Consider the following 18,870-nt stretch of genomic DNA (forward strand, 5'->3'; position numbering starts at 1 on the left):
TGACCGGACGTTGAGTTTACCCATTCCGGTATGCCGGAATAAAATTTAAATCTCGTATTAAATCAAAACCCAACATTCAAATTTATGAATTTAAACTTACATAAGAAGTATGGAGGTAACAGCCATGCATTTTATAAAATTCTGCTGGTGATGAAGATAGCCACATTTTTATTGATAATAACCATCATGCAGGTAAGTGCGTCTTCTTTCGCACAAAAAATTACTATGCGTAAAGTTAATGCTCCGTTAACTTCCATTATCGATGAAATCCGAAACCAAAGTAACTACGATTTTTTTTACAACAAGAAGGTGTTAAGAACAGCCAAATCAGTTACTATCAACGTAAAAAATGCTTCGCTGGAAGAAGTGCTCGAAATTTGCTTTAAAGACCAGGCGATTGATTATCAGGTAACTGATAAGACAGTATTGCTTAAAGAAAAGGTTATTAAACCTGGTTTTTTTATCCCTTTTAGTCAACCTGCCGAAAAAATTACAGGTAAAGTGATCGACGAAAAAGGCCAGCCCATACCTGGGGCAAGTGTTAGTGAAAAGGGTACTAAAAATGTAACACAAACCAATAGTGGTGGCATTTTTACCATTGATATTGCTAATAAAGAAGCCATTTTGGTTATTTCGTTTATTGGATACCAGAGTAAAGAAGTTTTGGCCGGCAGCATAAATGGTCCAATTTTGCTCAACCCAAGCCAGGAAACCCTAAATGATGTGGTGATAACAGCTTACGGTAAGGTGAAAAGAAACAGCCTTACCGATGCCATTTCTACAATCGATGCCAAAAAAATAGAAAACAGGCCATTAAGGACACTTGCCGACGGTTTAGTAGGGTTGGCGCCCGGGTTAAATATTAAAATGCCAAGTGGGGCACCAGAAAGTGTTCCCAGTATTAATATCAGAGGTTTTACAGGCTTCGGTACATCTGGTGGGCCCCTGGTATTGATTGATGGGGTCGAAAGACCAATGCAAGATGTTAACCCGAATGATGTAGAATCGGTTTCGCTCCTGAAAGACGGTGCATCTTCCGCAATTTATGGCTCAAGAGCGCCTTATGGCGTATTGTTAATTACAACTAAAAGCGGTAAATCGGGGAAAGCTACTGTAACTTATTCCAATAATATCCGGATTGGAAAAATAACTTCATTTCCTACTCAACCCGAATCACCTGAATGGGCGCGCTACATTAACATGGCGCAAAAAAACGGTCAACCTGCCGGCACCGGCACAGATGGAGTAGATGCAATAACCATTGCAAGGATGGAGGCCTGGCTACAACAAGACTGGAATAACCCTGCTTTCGATGAACTGCGCACCCGGTTTGGGGATAAAGCACAATCGTACATAGAAAATGGCCAGTTTCCTACTTCCGATGCCAGTTTTAAATACTGGACCAGGGAACAATCTTTTGCTACTACTAAACTATATGATACGTATTTAAACAAATCAGACATTAGCCAGCAGCACAATTTAAGTTTAAGTGGAGGTACTGACCGGTTACAGTATTTTACAAGTGTTGGATATAATGGTGGTAAAGGTTTGTTCAAGGGCGATTTTAACTACAATAGCCGTCAGAATTTCCAAACCAAGTTAAATTACAAAGCGGCTGAATGGCTGGATTTAAGAACAGACGTAAGTTTGGTAAGGCAGGAAAACCAGGGTGCAAATTACCGCAATGGAGCAGCAACAGATGGGCCAAGTGGTAATCTGATTGCCAACTATGGAGACATATTTGGCAGCATGACCCAGTATTTCGCAACGCCTTTAAAAGTACCTTCAGGGAATGCCTATTCATGGATTTTAGGCGCATCGGGTATATTGGGCGAAGGAGGACTGATTAAAAACAGAAGAAATGATGTGGTACTTACCGGAGGAGCTACGGTACGGCCATTTAAATATTTTGAACTGAACGGCGATTACAGTCTGCGTTTAAGCAATTCTTTTTACTCAAAAGTAGACAAGGTTGCCTATACCGAACTGCCGGACGGAACACTGGTTCAAAATAATCGTTCGGCCAATTCGAGCGCGATTACTAAATCGAGTAGCCTGCTTAATTATCAGTTTGCCAAGTTTAGTGGGCAGTATAAAAGAAGCTTCGAAGGTGGCCACAATCTGTTGGCACAGGTTGGAATGCAAATTGAAAAAAATGCATTTGAATCGCTTACCGGAAGTAAAACAGATTTATATGCACCAAATGAAATTGAAGCACTCAGGTTTGCAGCCAATAATCCGCTTGCAGATGATAATTTGTATGAGTGGGCCACTTTGGGTTATTATGGGGTATTTACTTATGATTTTCGCGAGAAATACCTGATCAAGTTTGCAGGCAGAAGGGATGCCAGTTCACGCTTTGCTGCCGATGCCCGGTGGGGATTTTTTCCTTCAGTTTCCGGAGCATGGAATGCCGCTAAAGAAAATTTTTGGCCCCTGAAAAACTGGATTAACGAATTTAAACCAAGGGTATCATGGTCGAGCTCAGGCGATCTTACTTCTGTAGGGGCAAGCAGTTACTACCCTGTAGCCGTACTTGGTGCATCTGTAAGTAAAACCACACTTTTAGGCGGAAATTATTCAAATGTATTTACCCCACCCGGATTACTGAGTGCTACACAAACCTGGGCTAAGCCAACCGTGCTTGATTTTGGTATCGATATTACGGCTTTAAAACAAAGGCTTAACATCACCTATGATTGGTATCAGCGCCGGGTAAAAGATCAGATCGGCCCACCAGATCCCGTATCAGCGGTATTGGGAACGGGTGCTCCGGCTCAAAACAACTCGGTTTCAGAAACCCGGGGCTGGGAGCTGAGTATCGGCTGGAATGATAAATTTACCCTGGCATCAAAACCCTTTACTTATGATATTAGAGTGAATATGAGCGATTATATTGGTTACGTAACCAAGTACAGTAGCAACGCTTCAGGCTTAAGAAGTGGCGCATGGACGCCAGGCGAACTTTTTGGTCAGAACTTCGTATATAAATCTGCCGGAATAGCACAGAATATTAACGATTTAAACGGTCGTACGCTTACCGGAACTTATAACTATCCGGGATACCTGCAGTATCAGGACCTGAATGGAGATGGTTATATTAATGCTGGTAACGGAAACTTTTGGTATAGCATGGGCGATGTGGTGAGGGATGGTTTCAACTATCCGCGTAAGAGCTATTCCATTGTACCTTCCTTTTCGTGGAACAATTTCAATATATCGGCAATATTTGAAGGGGTAATGCAATGGAAAGTATATACCAATTCTTTGTATGTATGGGGCACGAATGCAGGCAGTGGGGGAATTGCTTATTTCTATACGCCTGTATTTAAGGAAAGCAGTCAACTGGGATATTGGAATACCAGTAATCCAGATGCTTTTTTCCCTGCCTTAAATACCGGGAGTGGTCTGGCTACAGACAAGTATTCACTTGATCTTTCCCACCTGCGCATCCGGAATATAACCATTGGTTATGACCTTCCCCAGAAATGGGTAGCCAAAGCCCGCTTAAAAAATGTAAATATCTACGCCAGTGGTGAAAATCTAGGGTTCATTTATTCTAAATCTTTTATCAAGTACGATCCAGAGTTTTTGAGTAATCTCTCTGGCCTGTTCAGTAACAGCACAAGTGGTTATCCACCTTTACGCTACTATTCATTTGGTATTAAGGTAGGGTTGTAGCGGGCTAATCAGATTATAGAATTTAATAAAAAAAATAAACATATGAAATTGTTCATTAACAAAATAAAAAGCTTTACGCTCCCCACCATGATGCTGCTTTTGGTGCTGAGCTCCTGTAAGAAGGACTTTTTAAACAAAGATCCTTTAACTTCTGCAGGGCCCGAAAACCTTTTCCGTACAGCGACTGATCTGCAAACCTATGCAAACGGTTTTTACCCCAAACTGGCACCTCAGTATACAGCCTTAGGCAATATAGCCAATACCAGTTTGGATGCCAATTCGGATATGATGATTATCCAAAATACGGTAACGGCGGGTTTAAATATGTCCACATCCAATTCTGTTGCACCAGAAACCAGCTCGGCATGGAATAGTGGGTACACCGCTATCAGAAGTGATAATTATTTCCTTCATTACGCCTTGTTAAACGCGCAGAAAAATGCTTCAACAAACCATTACATTGGCGAGGGTTATTTTTTCAGGGCATGGGATTATTTTGCAATGTTGAAAAACTTTGGCGGAGTACCAGTGATTACCGATATTTTAAAAGAAACAGATGTCGTAGAACTTTATAAACCCCGTGCTTCGCGTTACGAAGTAGCCAGTCAGATTATTAAAGATCTCGATTCTGCAATAGCAAAACTCAACTGGAAAGGAGTGGCAGAAGGCGGGATATCCGGAAGGATTACCAAAGATGCCGCACTTGTGCTTAAAACCAGGGTGGCACTTTACGAAGGTACCTGGGAACGCTATCACGGTAGAAAGAACTCACCCTTTGCCATGCAAGGTAAAAACGGAGCAGAATTTCTGGCAATGGTTGAGCCTGCGGCAAACATGTTAATCAGCCGTTATGGCAATAAAATATTTACCAATCAGGGCGATAAATCATTAGCCTATAATCAGTTATTTGCCCAAAAGGATGCGAGTGCCACTGACGGAGTGGTTCTTTACAAAGTGTATGATGCAGCTAAGTTAGTAGATAGTCACAATTTCTTTTTTAAAATTATTGATTATGGACCTTCTATTACAGACCACCTGGTCGATATGTATCTGAAGGCCGATGGAAGCCAGCAAAGCACTACCGGGACACTGAGTACGTTAAGCAGCAGCCTCGACCCCCGCTTTAAACAAACGGTTTGGACTTCAGATCGAGGGCCGTTTAATAAGCTACCCGGACGTGGTGGCGATGGTACACCTTTCCGTTACCCGCTTATTGCACCTGCAGGTTCCTACACCGAAGGTTTTACTTCAACCGGCTACCGGAATTTTAAAGGTGCCGTTTTTGCCCAGGAGTACAGAAAAGGGGAAACAGATGATGTGTTAATGCGTTATGAGGAATCCTTATTAGCCTTGGCTGAGGCTAAAGCTATTTTAGGTACCGCTAATCAGGCTGATCTGGATAAAACGGTGAACGTGATCAGAAGTAGGGTGGGGATGATTCCCATGTCCATAAATGCTGGCGCCGGATTTATTTATCGTGAGGAATTGGGTTTTGATTTGAGTGAAACCCCGCTGGTTAATGAGATCCGTAGAGAGCGTAGTGTAGAGTTTGCCCTCGAGGGGTTCAGGTTGGATGATTTAAAGAGATGGGGTGTATTTGAAAAGGTGGTTAACGGTTATCAGCCCAAGGGCGCTTTATTGCAGGAGTTTTTAGATTATTATAACCGCACTCCGTCCCAGGTAGCCCTGGATATGGGAAGCGACGCTACAAAATATAGCCAGATCCGCGCTGATGGGTATACCCTGAATGAAACGGTGCTGAATTTAACCTCAGGCAGTAACGTAGATCGTTTTCCTGATGGGAGGATTAACCCCTTATTTAAAATAGCCGATTTCAGGCCGGGAGGCCGGGGGTTCTTTATTGAACCTGCAAGAGATTACCTCGCCGGGGTTCCGCTGCAGGAAATCAGGCTATACCAAACCAAGGGGGCTAAACTTGAGCAAAACCCTGGCTGGAGATAAGAAGATTTAATGATTACTATAAAATTCAAAATTATGAAACCTAATAAGTGGATAGTTATATTGCTGTTTATCTTTTCGATAAGTACAACAGCATGTTTAAAACCAAGAGTAGGGCTAGATGATACCGTTTGGGGCGATCAGGCCTATATTACAGGGGTGGTACTTTTTAAATATACTGTGGTAACCAATCAATTGGGGTATACCGATCCGGTGTCGGGGTACCAGAATACAGGTATTACCACACCAACGAATGTTATCGATAAAAATAATGCAATGATTACCATTGCGGCAGCCAAAGGAACCGATGTTACCAAAATGGGTATCAGGTTTACACATTTTGCCCAGAAAATAGAACCATTAGATGGCGCTCCGCCAGCGGGCGTAATCGCCGATTTTTCGAAAGGTAAATTTGTATATCGCGTAACATCGGCCAATGGTATTGTGCGCGATTGGACAATTATGATATCAGTAGCACCATAATACGCTAATAGAAAAGGCTGAAACCAATACTGGGTTTGGCCTTTTCATAAAAATAATAAATTATTAACTATGGAAAAGATCAACAGAAGAAGCTTTATTAATGGCATAATGGTCACCGGTATTGTTTTGCAGATCCCCAATACCGTTTTGGGCATGTTTCCTTCAAAAGCGAAAATGGTTAAGGCCAGCCTCATTACCGATTTGCACCACGATATTATGCACGATGGTGCGGAGCGATTGGAAGCATTTTTAGTTCATGTTAAGAAAAATAAGCCCGACTTTATCATGCAAATGGGGGATTTTGCTTATCCCAACATTAAAAATAAGACGCTCATCGACCGTTTTAACCATGCACATGAAACAGCTTTGCATGTAATTGGCAATCACGATACCGATGCCGGACATACCAAAGAACAGTGCCTGGAGTATTATAAAATGCCAGCCCGGTACTATACCAAAGAAATTAATGGTATTTGTTTCATTGTTTTAGATGGTAATGATAAAGGATCACCTACCCGTAAGAGTGGATACCCATCGTACATTAACGACGAACAGAGACAGTGGTTGCAGCAGCAATTAAAAACGATAAATAAACCCATTGTAGTAATGAGCCACCAGCCTTTGGCTGGCGAACTGGCAGTTGATAATGCTGCAGAAATACAAGAAATATTAAGTAGTGCTGCCGATAAGATTTTAGTAGCCATAAACGGGCATACCCATATCGATTGCCAGCTTTTAATTAAGAATATAAACTATGTACACCTTAATTCTGCTTCTTATTTCTGGGTAGGATCAAAGTACAAACACAACAGTTATTCCGAAGAAATTCATGAAAAGTACCCATGGATTTCCAGCACCTGTCCTTATCAGGATGCCTTATTTACCACTTTAACCATTAACCCTACATCCGGAACCATTCATATTGATGGACGAAAAAGCAATTGGGTAGGTGCTTCGCCTGCACAGTTAAATTATGTTGAGCAAATTGCCCTTGCTCCAGACAAAGAAATTGTACCTTTTATAAGCAAAAGGAATATTCAGGTAACGCGTAAAGAAAAATAGCAAACGCTTAATTTTTTAGCCACAGATTACAGATTAGCTATAGGATGAGATTAAATCTGCTGGTCTGTGGCTTTAATTCGAATAGCCAATCCGATAGTTTACACCTAAGACTCTTTGGCTTCTGTCTTTTTTCACCATTTAAGGCATTTAAGAATATCTGAGCTTTTGGTTTTAGTCTTTCTGCTTTGGTCTTTTAGCGCTTTCTTTAACCACCTAATCCCCAGGCCTCCGACTTTCCGACTTCGAACTTTTTTACCACCTCAGATACCTAAGGCCATCCAAGCTTTTAGCTTTGGTCTTTCTGCTTTGGTTTTTTAACTTTTTTCGCTATTCCTTCGGAGTTTCTTCGGATCTTCATTGGAATACCTTCGCTTTTTCCCGAAGTAGTTCCGAGTGAATTGCGTTAATAATTAGTCGTTTATAACCGGATAATACGTTTCGGAATATTTACATACCTAATCGAAAAATATATCGCACGAATTAAAAACGGCATAGCGGGTGGCTTTTCAGGAAAAGTTGGCGCAGTAATTGGCTATCAGTTTAGAGGGAAAACTACATCAGGAGTGTAGCCAAATCAACCAGTAAAGTACCTACACCAAAGCAGCTGGCCACTCGCGAGCGCTTTCGGCTAATGCAGAAATGGCGATCGCAGTTCACCGGTTTTTTTGCTACTACTTTTAAAAACCATACGCACGAACATTCGGTGCAAAATGCAGCACAGGCCTTTGATACGGGCATTGTTGCAGGCGAGTATCCGGCTTACTACATCTACGCCAGTAAGGTGGTGAGTAACGGTGCACTACCGGGTTTGCCAGGGCTTATTATGCAGCATAACACGGCAAAATAGTTGTAGTTTAGCTGGAACAATAGTTATGGAAATAGCGCGCAGCCTACTGATTTATTGAGTATTTTAATCTGGTATGATGAAGGCGATATTTATGAAGCCAGTACCACTGCGGCCCAACGCGCTGACGAGGCCTTTACTTACAATTTAAAATATCCCGGTGGGCAGGTATTTGCCGATGTATATATAACGGTTTTATCTGATGACCGCGAACGTGCCGCCGATAGTTGTTACATGGGGAGGGTAGAACCGTAAAAAGATGGAAAAGTATAACGGAACATACATTAAACAAGTAGTAGCTTCCAATTTACACAATGCGACAACTGAATGGATTAATTTGTTGAGTCCTGATGATATTTTTGGGATGACGGATTTGCTCAGGCATCAGTTGAGAATTGAATTGAGCAATGAGGAACCAACTTTAATTGAAGGGATTGATGATGTTTGGTGTATGTTTTTTAAAATGAGCAGGATATCATGTTTATTGAATATTGTTGAAGGTAAAATTTGATGATGAGAGGAAATTTAATGGTATTATATGTTTTCTTGCTTATATTATTTGCTTCATGTGCAAATGGCCGAATTATATGAGAGTGTATTTTAAATAAAGATGATATTAGAATTTTTAATGTTTATAACACATCGGTTTCTAACAATTATGAAAAAGTTTGATTCACAAAGAATTGTACTACGAACTTTTAATATTGTTTCGCTCATGGTTGCTAATGTACTTATGTTTTTTTATGGTCTAATCTATGTGCTTCTAGTTAGTAGTGAGGTAATTAGTAACAACATGCCGTTAGTTATTGCTACAGTATTCTTATTGTGGCTAATTGTTTTTATTGGGGTACGAAGGAAATATAAAAATGTATTTCGGAAAGCAATGAAAGAGGCAGTTAACAAGTATCGCTTCAGTGATCGAAAGATTACCGTTGTTTTTTTTGGATGTTTTTTAGGTTCCTTTATTATTATTGGATGTGGCATCATATTTTTAAGACTGTATATTTATGGATAGGTCTAAATCTGGTTAGGTTAATTTATGGAGCAAGAAGATTTAGCTTGTTAGGCAAATTATTCCTATGGCCATTCTATTAAAAACTTTACAGTAGTGAATGGAGTAATTGATTCTGTTTCAAAACCTACGACAATAAATTTCTAATATTGGGTAGTTAAACATGAATTATATAATTGTATTAATCATAACCTCAGCCGTAATAATTGGCTTTCTTATAAATTACCTTATTTATAGAAGGATTGTTGCTGTTATAGTAAGAAGATTTCTAACACCTTACTTAGCCTCTCGTGCACTAAAATTGAACGAAACCAGATTCACGGGGCTATTTAATAATGGTGATTTTAATGATGAAGGTTTAGGCTTCAACCTTGTACCAGAAATGGGTAGATTCAGTATTTCTACTTATATCTATGTTTTTGCAGGTGGAGAAAATAACCAAACGATTCGTTTTACTGCTAAAATTCAGGTTAGGTTTCTTTTCATTAGAAAAGTTTTTTTGAAAGGAAAAAATCTTAAAGAAATAGAACTGGCGGGTTAACAGCTTATACATCTCAGCTTTCCGTTTTGATCTTTTAGCTTTGGTCTTTAATCTTTAACCTCCCGGTCCCCGGACCTCTGACTTTCCGATCCCGGTCTTTTTCACCATCTTAGACATTTAAGGACATCCAAGCTCTTCGCTTTGGTCTTTCCGTTTTGGTCTCTCCGCTGTAGGCTTTAGCCTTAAATTCACCTTGTTCATTTTGATCTTACTGTAATTCTTATAAATTTGCTGTTACCAAATAAAACAAGTCAGAGCTAAAACTCCCTGGAGATCCATTTAATTTATACCCACTATCCTTATCTAACGGCTAATAATAACTATGTTCAATAAAAACAACGGAGATGTTGCTGATGTTTTGCAACCTGAGGAGCTTTTTAAAAAGCTTTACCGGCGTTTATATGATTTTGCATATTACTTGTTAAAGGATAAAGAATTGGCAGAAGATGTAGCCCAGGATGCCTTTGTGGTTTATTTAGAACAACAGGAAAGTATAGCTGCCAATTTCAATGCAGTAAAATCATTTTTATACACTACCGTAAAAAACGCCTGTTTAAATAAAATACGGCATAACAATGTGGTCGATGTTTATAATAAAAACAATCCGTTGGATATTTATTCCGATCCACAGATATTGGAAGGTATTATCCATACCGAGATTATTGCCGAGATTTATGATCAGATTAATGCCCTTCCACTCGGATGCGCCATGGTAATCAGATATGGTTATTTAGAAGGATTAAGCAATAGCGAAATTGCCAAACTGATGAATATTAGCATCAACACGGTTAAAAGTCAGAAAAAACGCGCGTTATCTTTGATGAAAATACACCTCGGAAAAGCTGCAATGGCACTTTTTGCGGCTATGTATCTCCATCATTAATTTTTTTCAAATTATTTTCCATCCTTTTTTACTCTTCAGGTTTCTTAGTTGTATAGCCCATACAAACGATGAAAGAAGAAGCCTTTGAATTGTCAGCATTAATTTCCGGATACCTGCTTTGTACTCTAACCACCGAAGAGGAGGAGCGATTGAAGTTGCTTTTGGCTGAAGATGAAGAAAGGTATGAGCTGCTTGAAACTTACCGTACTGCCGGCATCACAGCAGAGCGCCTGGCAAATATGGATGGTGTGGATGTAGATCAGGCCTGGCGTAAGGTTAACAACCGTTTTAACGGAACTAAAGTTGTTCAGCATAAAAACCGTTATGGCTGGCTTAAATATGCGGCCATTTTGATCGCAGTTATTGGAGTTTCTATTTTCTATTTCAATTTAAATAAACCCGATCCACGGATTATTCCCGATATAACCAAAACCTACAAAAACGATGTTTTACCGGGCACCCAAACGGCTAAGCTAATCCTTTCTGATGGTATCCAAATATCGCTAAACAAAGAAAAACAGGTAATTGACGATGAAAAAGGTACTACGATTATCAGCAACCTTGGCGAAATCAGTTACGGACAGTCCAAAACTAACGATCCCGCCAGCACAAAATACAACACTTTAATTGTACCCATGGCCGGAACTTACAAGGTAACCTTGCCTGATGGTTCAAAAGTAATGTTGAATGCCATGTCGGAACTGAAATTTCCGGTAAGCTTTGCAGGCAATGAGCGGTTAGTGAGTTTAAAAGGCGAAGCTTATTTCGAAGTGGCTAAAGATGCTACCCGTCCGTTTAAAGTTAAACTTAACGAATCGGATGTTGAAGTTTTAGGCACCCATTTTAACATTTCGGCATATAACCAAACGGCAAAAACCACACTTTTAGAAGGATCGATTAAGGTGAGTAATGGCAAAAGCAGCAATATCCTTATTCCGGGCAGGCAGGCACTGTCCGATCAGCAAAATATTGCAGTTTCAAAAGGCGATGTGGATAAAGCCGTGGCCTGGTGTAAAGGCGATTTCTATTTCAGTAATGATGCGTTGGAGCCTGTTTTGATTGAAATAAGCAGGTGGTACGATTTAAAACTTGTTTACAAAAGGAAATTGCCAGATATCCATATTGGCGGGCATGTGAGCAGAAAGGCTAAATTAAGCGAAGTACTGGATATGCTTAAAGATGTAAGTAACCTGTCTTTTGGTATAGAAGGCCGGAACCTGATTATCAATTAACCAAATATAAACCAAACTGAAAAAATATGATGTAAAAGCAGACAGGACCACGTATGTCTGAAAAATGAATACCGGAAGTGTACCACCACCTCCGGTAAGTAATTCAGGTACGAAAAAACAGTATTAAAACCGAACTTATTTCTCTAACCTAAATCAAACGAAAGTATGAATTTCTTTTGTCACAGACAAAATATTGCCCACCGGCAAGCAATTTCCGGTATACCAATAGTTATCAAAATTATGAAACTTGTTACCCTTTTAATTTTTGTACTTCAGATTGGCGTATTCGCCAACGGAAGGGCGCAACAGGTTAATATTTCAGTAAAAAACGCAGCGTTAAAAACCGTTTTTACTGAGTTAAATAAACAAACCAGTTACCGGTTTCTTTACAACGAAGAAACCATTCAAAAGGCTTTGCCAGTTACTTTTAAGGTAAGTAATGCCGATATCAATACCGCCTTAAGTAAAGCCCTGCAAGGCTCAGGTTTAGGGTTCAGGATTCACGGCGAAACCATCACCATTTTAGAAACGGCTAAAATAAATTCGGTTGCAGCAAAGGTATTAACTATTACCGGAACAGTAAAAGATACCTCGGGGCTTGCACTGCCAGGTGTTACGGTGCAGGTTAAAAATAAACCCACCATCGGTACTGCTACCGACGGAAACGGCTCATTTGTATTAAAAGGAGTGCCCGAAGGAGCAGTATTGATTTTTAGTTTGTTGAGCTACAAAAGCCAGGAACAGCCGCTAAATGGCCGTACGGTAATTAATGTACTGCTTAAAAACGACGAAGCTAACCTTAGTGATGTAGTGGTAGTTGGTTTTGGCAAGCAAAAAAAGAGCAGCCTGGTAAGTTCCGTTTCTTCGGTAAAGGGCGATGCACTACGCATACCCACCCGCAGCTTAACTAATGCCATTGCCGGCCAGGTGCCCGGTATTATTGCCATTCAGCGATCGGGAGAACCGGGTTATGATAATGCCGAATTCTGGATCAGGGGAGTAAGTTCCTTTGCCGGCGGAACCAATCCGCTTGTGCTGGTTGATGGGATACCTCGCGCCATGACTGATATTGAACCAGATGAAATTGAAACCTTTAACGTATTGAAAGATGCTGCAGCCACAGCAGTATATGGGGCAGAAGGGGCTAATGGTGTAATTTTAATTACTTCAAAGCGCGGTGTGGTGCAAAAAACAAAAATTACCTACCGTGGAGAATATACTCAGAATAAACCCACCAGGCTCCCCGAGTTTATGGATTCTTACGATTACCTTTTTGCTTATAATGAAGCCTTGCGTAATGAAGATAGTCCGGTGTTTAAAACAGATGAGCAGCTGGCCTTTTATAAGAATGGTACAGACCCTGATTTATATCCGAATGCCAAGTTTCTGGATGTTATGCTCAGAGATAATACCTACAATACCCGCCATACTTTAAATTTCAGGGGTGGGGGCGATATTGCTAAGTTTTTTGTTTCGGGCGCTTACTATCAGGAAAACGGAATTTTTAATTCCAATCCCAATAATATTTATGATAATAATCTGGGGCTTAAGCGCTACAATCTGCGTAGCAATATTGATTTAAATGTTACCAAAACAACTGTATTGGGAGTAGATTTGAGCGGACAATACCTGTTAACAAACTATCCGGGTACAGGAACAGCAGCCATTTTTTCGCGGATGATGGGTGTGCCGGGTTATCTTTTTCCTGCCGTTTACTCAGATGGCACTATAGCCGGCCATCCCGGTATTCCAAGTTCCAACCGCTCTAACCCCTACAATTTGTTAATGGAATCGGGTTATGCTAAAGAATGGAGAACAAGTTTACAATCCAAATTATCTTTAGATCAAAAGTTAGATTTTATTACCAAAGGATTGAGCTTTAGAGGGATTGTTAGTTTTGATGCTACCATGAATTATTACATGAACAGACTAAAGTCGCCTAAACAGTTCAATGCAACCGCACGCGATGCCAATGGTAAGCTAATCTTTACTCAGGTTGGAAATCCTGAAACAACTTTGGGCGAGCCTGTAGAAACAAGTAATGGTCAGAAAAATATCTATTTAGAAAGTTCATTAAATTATAACCGGGTTTTCGCAAACGATCATACTGTTGGCGCTATGTTGTTAACTTACCAAAAAGAAGCACAGCAGCAAGGGGAGGCATTGGCCTTTAAAAAGCAGGCTTATGTGGGTAGGTTAACCTATAACTACGCCAACCGGTATTCTGTAGAAGGCAATTTCGGCGTAACCGGAAGTGAAACTTTTTCGCCCGGTAACCGTTTTGGTTTTTTTCCTGCAATAGGTGGGGCATGGTATGCCAGTAACGAACCTTTTTATCCTGAAGCGCTGCGTAAGGTAGTATCATCTTTAAAATTCAGGGCATCTGTTGGTAAAACAGGTAACGACAATACCGGCGGGGCAAGATTTCTTTACCGTGGTACCTATACCACTGGCACCACCGGCTACCCAATTGGAATTGGTGGTACAGGCTCTCTGAATGGTTTAAATGGTATTGTGGAGGGACGTTTTGAAGCACCCGATTTAACCTGGGAGATAGAAAATAAGAAGAATTACGGAGTAGATATTGAATTGTTTAAAGGTGCTGTAGATTTTTCTGTTGATTATTTCAATAACCTGCGCTCCAGTATTTTATTGCAACGCCGCACTGTTTCGGGCGTTACCGGCTTCAGGCAGTCGCCATGGCAAAATTTCGGTTCGGTATCCAACAAAGGGATGGACGGATCAGTTAACATTAAACAAAATATTGGCGGTTTGAAATTAACGGCGCGGGGTAACTTAACTATTGCCAAAAACAAAATACTCGAGATTGATGAACTACCACAACCTTATCCCTGGATGAACCAAACCGGGACAAGCATTGGTGAGTGGAACCTGTATACAGCTGATGGTTTATATGCCGATAACGATTTTACACTGGTTACCGATGCTGCAGGAAAACGTACCTACACTTTAAAACCAGGGCTACCTGTAAGCACACTGGGTGGTGTAGTTAGGCCCGGCGATATTAAATACAAGGATTTAAACGGTGACGGGAAGATCGATAATTTTGACCGGAGCTATTATACAGGCAGTAATCCTGCTAATCCGGGCATTGTGTACGGTTTTGGGCTCAATGCCGAGTATAAGGGTTTTTACGGCAGTATCTTTTTTCAGGGTGTGGGGCGTACCTCAACCGTATTTGGTCAATTTGCGGGCGGTAACTTTTTTCCATTTGCATTTGGCGTCGAAGAGTCAAATTTAAGAGCAGAAGCCGCTAACAGGTGGACTGAGGCGAACCCAAGTCAGGATGTGATGTATCCGAGGTTGCACTCCAATAGTTTTGCAAACAATCAGGTAGCCAGCACCTGGTGGCTGAGAGATGCCAGTTTTATTCGTTTAAAAAATATTGAACTGGGTTATCGTTTCCCTAAAAAAATGCTGCGGAAAATTGGTTTCGAAACCGGCAGGATATACTTAATGGGTAATAATTTAGCCGTTTGGGATAACATTAAAATGTGGGATCCTGAGATCGGGAATGCCAATGAAGGCCTAAATTACCCCATTCCGCGTTCGTACACCATTGGCATTGAGTTTAATTTATAATATCCAAAGAAGAAGAATGATGAAATCAAAAATATATAAAGCCTTGTTGCTGTGCTGCATGATCATAAGTCTAGGTTCGTGCAGTAAAAACTATTTAAATGTATCCGATGAGCTTGCAGGTCAGCTTACACTCGACCAGATTTTTTCTACACCGGCCAATGCACGTGCTTTCCACCGCAATATTTTTGCAGGTATTGGCACTTCATCGGCAATGGTTTTTCAGTTATCTACTACAGCCGTTAGGGGGGTAGATAATCCCTGGCCAGCTTTTACCGATGAAAACAGAAACCAGCAAGGTGCTTTCAGGGTAGAACCGCCTGCAGGTTTTAATGCTTCAAATGCACCATTTAGCCGTTGGGATTTATACCTGTATATTCGCCAGGCCAATGTTTTTATGGCCAATGCTAAGGTTATACCTCGTGTTGGTGGCACTTCGTCGGGTGGCACTGTTGCCGATGCTATCGAGGAGCCTGAATTTAAAAAGTTAATGGCACAGGCCAGGTTTCTAAGGGCGTATTATCATTATTTGTTGTTCGAACTATATGGGCCAATTCCGATTATGGATAAGACTGTTAACCCTAATGATGCCGATTTGGATTTTGAGCGCAATAGTGTGGATGAAGTGGTAAATTATGTAACCAAAGAGATGGATGCCGTAGCTCCCGATCTTGATGAATATATTCCCTTAACCGATATCAATAATCTCGCTCTGCCAACCAAAGGTGTTGCCCTTGCTATAAAGGCCAAAATACTGGTTATGGCTGCCAGTCCACTGTACAATGGTGGTTTTGCTGAAGCAATGGCATTAACCAATAAGAGTGGTAAGAAGTTGTTTCCGGCAAAAGATGATAACAAATGGCAAAAAGCGGTTAATGCACTTCAGGATTTTATTAATTTCTCGGTCGGTAAATATGATTTGTACCGCGAATTTACTGCAGGAGTATTAGATCCCGATAAATCTATTTATCAGTTGTTTCAGGCTATGAACAGTGAAGTAATCTGGGCAAGTGGTAACGAAGCCTACGGCAGCATTTCTTCGGGAGATGGTATGGTACGCCGGGCAACCCCACGTAGCCAGGGTGGTTATGGAAATGTTGGCACTACACAGGAATTGGTGGATGCCTTCTTTATGAAAAACGGTAAATCCATTAACGATTCAGGATCGGGTTATAGCGAGGTAGGTTTTTCCACTGTAACCGAGGTGCCTGCAGGAAGATCGGAAGCAGGGACTTTTAACATGTATGTAAACCGCGAGCCCCGTTTTTATGCTTCTATTGTTTATCATGGAAAAAGATGGCCTGTAACCAACGCACTGATTAAGTTTACCAAGGGAAATGGTAACGATATTGCTTCTAACTATTCGATTACCGGTTACAACATGTACAAACGCTTAAACAGAACAGTAAGCCAGTCGGTAACCACGGCACCGAAAAGCTTTTACCGCCCTTCTTTTATCTTTCGCTTAGCGGAATTTTACCTTTTATATGCCGAGGCATTAAATGAAGTTAATCCTGCCGATCCTAAAATTGCCCAGTACGTAGATTTGGTACGCGAACGCGCAGGTATTCCCAAATGGAGCGTAAGTAATCCGGCTATTATTGGCAATCAGGCTTTGCAACGTGAGGCAATCAGAAAGGAAAGCCGGGTTGAACTTTGTTTTGAAGGTCAGCGATATTTTGATGTGCGCAGGTGGATGATTGCCGAGAATGCTTCGGGACAGGGCGCACAGGGAGGTCCTTTTTACGGTATGAACGTAGGAGCCGAAACCGATGCTGAATTTCTAAAACGCACACAGTACGAAACCAGGGTATTTACCCGTGCATATTATTTATGGCCTATTCCATTAGCAGAAATCCAGAAAAGTACCAAGCTGGTGCAGAATCCCGGATGGTAAACTGGCTAAGTTTAGCAGCCCGGTATTAAAACAGTTTTAAAAATATGCGCTCTTTAAAAGCAGCAGCTTAATTGCTGTTGCTTTTATGCATAAATTTATGAGCTCAATTGAGTTTACCCCACACAACCAACAACACAAATGAAAAAGACAATTTTTATTATTTCTTTGCTTTTCTCGCAGGCCTATGCCCAGAAAAGCATCGTTAGTATTTCGCCCGGCGATAACCAAAGTACCATCATTAACAAGGCGGCTAACGTAACACCATCGGCACGCCAGCTGCGCTGGCAGATGCTCGAGTTAACTGCTTTTTTTCACTTTGGTATCAATACCTTTACCGATAGGGAATGGGGCGATGGAAAAGAAAATATTGCTGCTTTTAATCCTGCACAACTCAATGCAGAGCAATGGGTTAAAGCCATTAAAGATGCGGGCTTTAAACAGGCCATTATTACCGCCAAACATCATGATGGTTTTTGTTTATGGCCAAGTAAATTTACAGCGCACAGTATAAAAAACACCCCTTACAAGCAGGGTAAGGGCGATATTGTAAAAGAAGTAGCTGAAGCTTGTAGAAAATACAATATTGGCTTTGGGGTCTATTTATCGCCCTGGGACCGCAATAATGCTTCGTACGGAACAGATGCCTACAATACTTATTTCGTAAACCAGTTAACCGAACTACTTACTCAATATGGTAAAGTAGATGAAGTTTGGTTTGATGGTGCAAATGGCGAAGGGCCTAACGGCAAAAAGCAGGTTTACGATTTTAATAGCTGGTACACCTTAATCAGGAAATTGCAGCCACAGGCGGTTATTGCAGTGCAGGGGCCCGATGTACGCTGGGTAGGTACCGAAACAGGTGTTGGGCGCGAAACTGAATGGAGTGTGCTACCTATGGGAGAGCAGAGTCAGGAGAAGATAGCCGCATTATCTCAAAAAGATGTAAATGTAATTCCGACCTTAACGGGGTCTTACAAAGATCAGGATCGTGGTAGCCGCAGTAAGCTGGTGAATGCAACAGGTTTGGTGTGGTATCCGGCCGAAACCGATGTGAGCATTCGTCCGGGATGGTTTTACCATAGCAACGAAGATGCTAAGGTTAAAACACCGGGGAAGTTAATGGACATTTATTTTACATCGGTAGGTAGGAACGGGGTTTTACTTTTAAATATTCCGCCAAATACCCAGGGGCTTATAGCCGAAAACGACGTTAAAAACCTGGCTGCCTTTGGCCGGAAAATGAAAAACACCTTTACCAATAATATTGCTGAGTCGGCAACGATCACCTCGGTATCAGGCAAAGACCTAAAAGCCATGTTTGATGGTAAACTAAATACTTATTTTACAACAACTGGTAAGGATAGCACAACTACCATCGAATTAAACTGGACAAAAAATACAACCTTTAATGTACTCTCTCTACAGGAAAATATTGCCGTGGGGCAGCGTATAGAAAAGTTTGAAGCCGAATATTTTGATGGTACCGAATGGAAGAATTTTGCATCGGGTACTACAGTAGGTTACAAACGCTTGTTAAAATTTAACGCAGTTACCGCTAAACGGGTAAGGTTTAAAATATTGGCTTCGAGGTTAAACCCAACATTGGCCGAATTTGGCTTGTACCTTTTGGATGAGAAAGAATAGGATAAGCTTTTAAAGATAAAAACAGAGTTGGG

General features: G+C 41.0%; 13 protein-coding genes. All 13 read left to right on the forward strand.

Going from position 1 to position 18,870, the window contains the following annotated elements:
- The first annotated feature begins 84 nt into the window (after nucleotides 1-84).
- The 13 genes from DBR40_RS03510 to DBR40_RS03570 all read left to right on the forward strand — a co-directional run bounded on the left by DBR40_RS03510 (nucleotide 85) and on the right by DBR40_RS03570 (nucleotide 18,838).
- A complete protein-coding gene (locus tag DBR40_RS03510; protein WP_124558421.1) occupies nucleotides 85-3,681 on the forward strand; it encodes a SusC/RagA family TonB-linked outer membrane protein in 3,597 nt (1,198 codons plus the stop codon).
- 42 nt (nucleotides 3,682-3,723) lie between these two features.
- The gene (locus DBR40_RS03515) at nucleotides 3,724-5,643 is read left to right on the forward strand and encodes a RagB/SusD family nutrient uptake outer membrane protein (RefSeq protein ID WP_124558422.1); all 1,920 of its coding nucleotides are present in this window, start codon (nucleotides 3,724-3,726) and stop codon (nucleotides 5,641-5,643) included.
- A gap of 33 nt (nucleotides 5,644-5,676) precedes the next feature.
- A complete protein-coding gene (locus tag DBR40_RS03520; protein ID WP_124558423.1) occupies nucleotides 5,677-6,123 on the forward strand; it encodes a DUF5018-related domain-containing protein in 447 nt (148 codons plus the stop codon).
- Between the two features lie 69 nt (nucleotides 6,124-6,192).
- Nucleotides 6,193-7,185, forward strand: coding sequence for a metallophosphoesterase family protein (locus tag DBR40_RS03525; protein ID WP_124558424.1), 993 nt, complete (start codon nucleotides 6,193-6,195; stop codon nucleotides 7,183-7,185).
- 556 nt (nucleotides 7,186-7,741) lie between these two features.
- Nucleotides 7,742-8,032 carry a DUF6266 family protein gene (locus DBR40_RS03530; RefSeq protein ID WP_255420093.1) on the forward strand — a complete coding sequence of 97 codons (291 nt, stop codon included), beginning with the start codon at nucleotides 7,742-7,744 and terminating at the stop codon, nucleotides 8,030-8,032.
- A 54-nt stretch (nucleotides 8,033-8,086) separates the two neighbouring features.
- Nucleotides 8,087-8,284 (forward strand): hypothetical protein, encoded by a 198-nt coding sequence (locus DBR40_RS03535; protein WP_124558426.1) that lies wholly within the window; start codon nucleotides 8,087-8,089, stop codon nucleotides 8,282-8,284.
- A 4-nt stretch (nucleotides 8,285-8,288) separates the two neighbouring features.
- Nucleotides 8,289-8,540, forward strand: a complete 252-nt coding sequence (locus tag DBR40_RS03540) for a hypothetical protein (protein WP_124558427.1) — start codon at nucleotides 8,289-8,291, stop codon at nucleotides 8,538-8,540.
- A gap of 664 nt (nucleotides 8,541-9,204) precedes the next feature.
- A complete protein-coding gene (locus DBR40_RS03545; RefSeq protein WP_124558428.1) occupies nucleotides 9,205-9,582 on the forward strand; it encodes a hypothetical protein in 378 nt (125 codons plus the stop codon).
- A 322-nt stretch (nucleotides 9,583-9,904) separates the two neighbouring features.
- Nucleotides 9,905-10,465 (forward strand): RNA polymerase sigma-70 factor, encoded by a 561-nt coding sequence (locus DBR40_RS03550; protein WP_124558429.1) that lies wholly within the window; start codon nucleotides 9,905-9,907, stop codon nucleotides 10,463-10,465.
- A 68-nt stretch (nucleotides 10,466-10,533) separates the two neighbouring features.
- On the forward strand, nucleotides 10,534-11,697 hold the full coding sequence (locus DBR40_RS03555; RefSeq protein ID WP_124558430.1) for a FecR family protein: 1,164 nt from the start codon (nucleotides 10,534-10,536) through the stop codon (nucleotides 11,695-11,697).
- A 240-nt stretch (nucleotides 11,698-11,937) separates the two neighbouring features.
- The gene (locus DBR40_RS03560; RefSeq protein ID WP_124558431.1) at nucleotides 11,938-15,300 is read left to right on the forward strand and encodes a TonB-dependent receptor; all 3,363 of its coding nucleotides are present in this window, start codon (nucleotides 11,938-11,940) and stop codon (nucleotides 15,298-15,300) included.
- 58 nt (nucleotides 15,301-15,358) lie between these two features.
- Entirely contained in the window at nucleotides 15,359-17,194 is a 1,836-nt protein-coding gene (locus DBR40_RS03565) for a RagB/SusD family nutrient uptake outer membrane protein (RefSeq protein WP_124558432.1), read from the forward strand.
- Between the two features lie 138 nt (nucleotides 17,195-17,332).
- Entirely contained in the window at nucleotides 17,333-18,838 is a 1,506-nt protein-coding gene (locus tag DBR40_RS03570; protein ID WP_124558433.1) for an alpha-L-fucosidase, read from the forward strand.
- Nucleotides 18,839-18,870 lie beyond the last annotated feature (32 nt).

It is taken from the genome of Pedobacter sp. KBW01, from assembly GCF_003852395.1.
Taxonomy (GTDB): Bacteria; Bacteroidota; Bacteroidia; order Sphingobacteriales; family Sphingobacteriaceae; genus Pedobacter.

Excerpts from the sequence above, each read along its gene's own strand:
- DBR40_RS03515 (WP_124558422.1), top strand. The coding sequence starts at position 3,724 with ATGAAATTGTTCATTAACAAAATAAAAAGCTTTACGCTCCCCACCATG.
- DBR40_RS03555 (WP_124558430.1), top strand. The coding sequence starts at position 10,534 with ATGAAAGAAGAAGCCTTTGAATTGTCAGCATTAATTTCCGGATACCTG.
- DBR40_RS03510 (WP_124558421.1), top strand. The coding sequence starts at position 85 with ATGAATTTAAACTTACATAAGAAGTATGGAGGTAACAGCCATGCATTT.
- DBR40_RS03550 (WP_124558429.1), top strand. The coding sequence starts at position 9,905 with ATGTTCAATAAAAACAACGGAGATGTTGCTGATGTTTTGCAACCTGAG.
- DBR40_RS03565 (WP_124558432.1), top strand. The coding sequence starts at position 15,359 with ATGATCATAAGTCTAGGTTCGTGCAGTAAAAACTATTTAAATGTATCC.
- DBR40_RS03545 (WP_124558428.1), top strand. The coding sequence starts at position 9,205 with ATGAATTATATAATTGTATTAATCATAACCTCAGCCGTAATAATTGGC.
- DBR40_RS03540 (WP_124558427.1), top strand. The coding sequence starts at position 8,289 with ATGGAAAAGTATAACGGAACATACATTAAACAAGTAGTAGCTTCCAAT.
- DBR40_RS03570 (WP_124558433.1), top strand. The coding sequence starts at position 17,333 with ATGAAAAAGACAATTTTTATTATTTCTTTGCTTTTCTCGCAGGCCTAT.
- DBR40_RS03560 (WP_124558431.1), top strand. The coding sequence starts at position 11,938 with ATGAAACTTGTTACCCTTTTAATTTTTGTACTTCAGATTGGCGTATTC.
- DBR40_RS03525 (WP_124558424.1), top strand. The coding sequence starts at position 6,193 with ATGGAAAAGATCAACAGAAGAAGCTTTATTAATGGCATAATGGTCACC.
- DBR40_RS03520 (WP_124558423.1), top strand. The coding sequence starts at position 5,677 with ATGAAACCTAATAAGTGGATAGTTATATTGCTGTTTATCTTTTCGATA.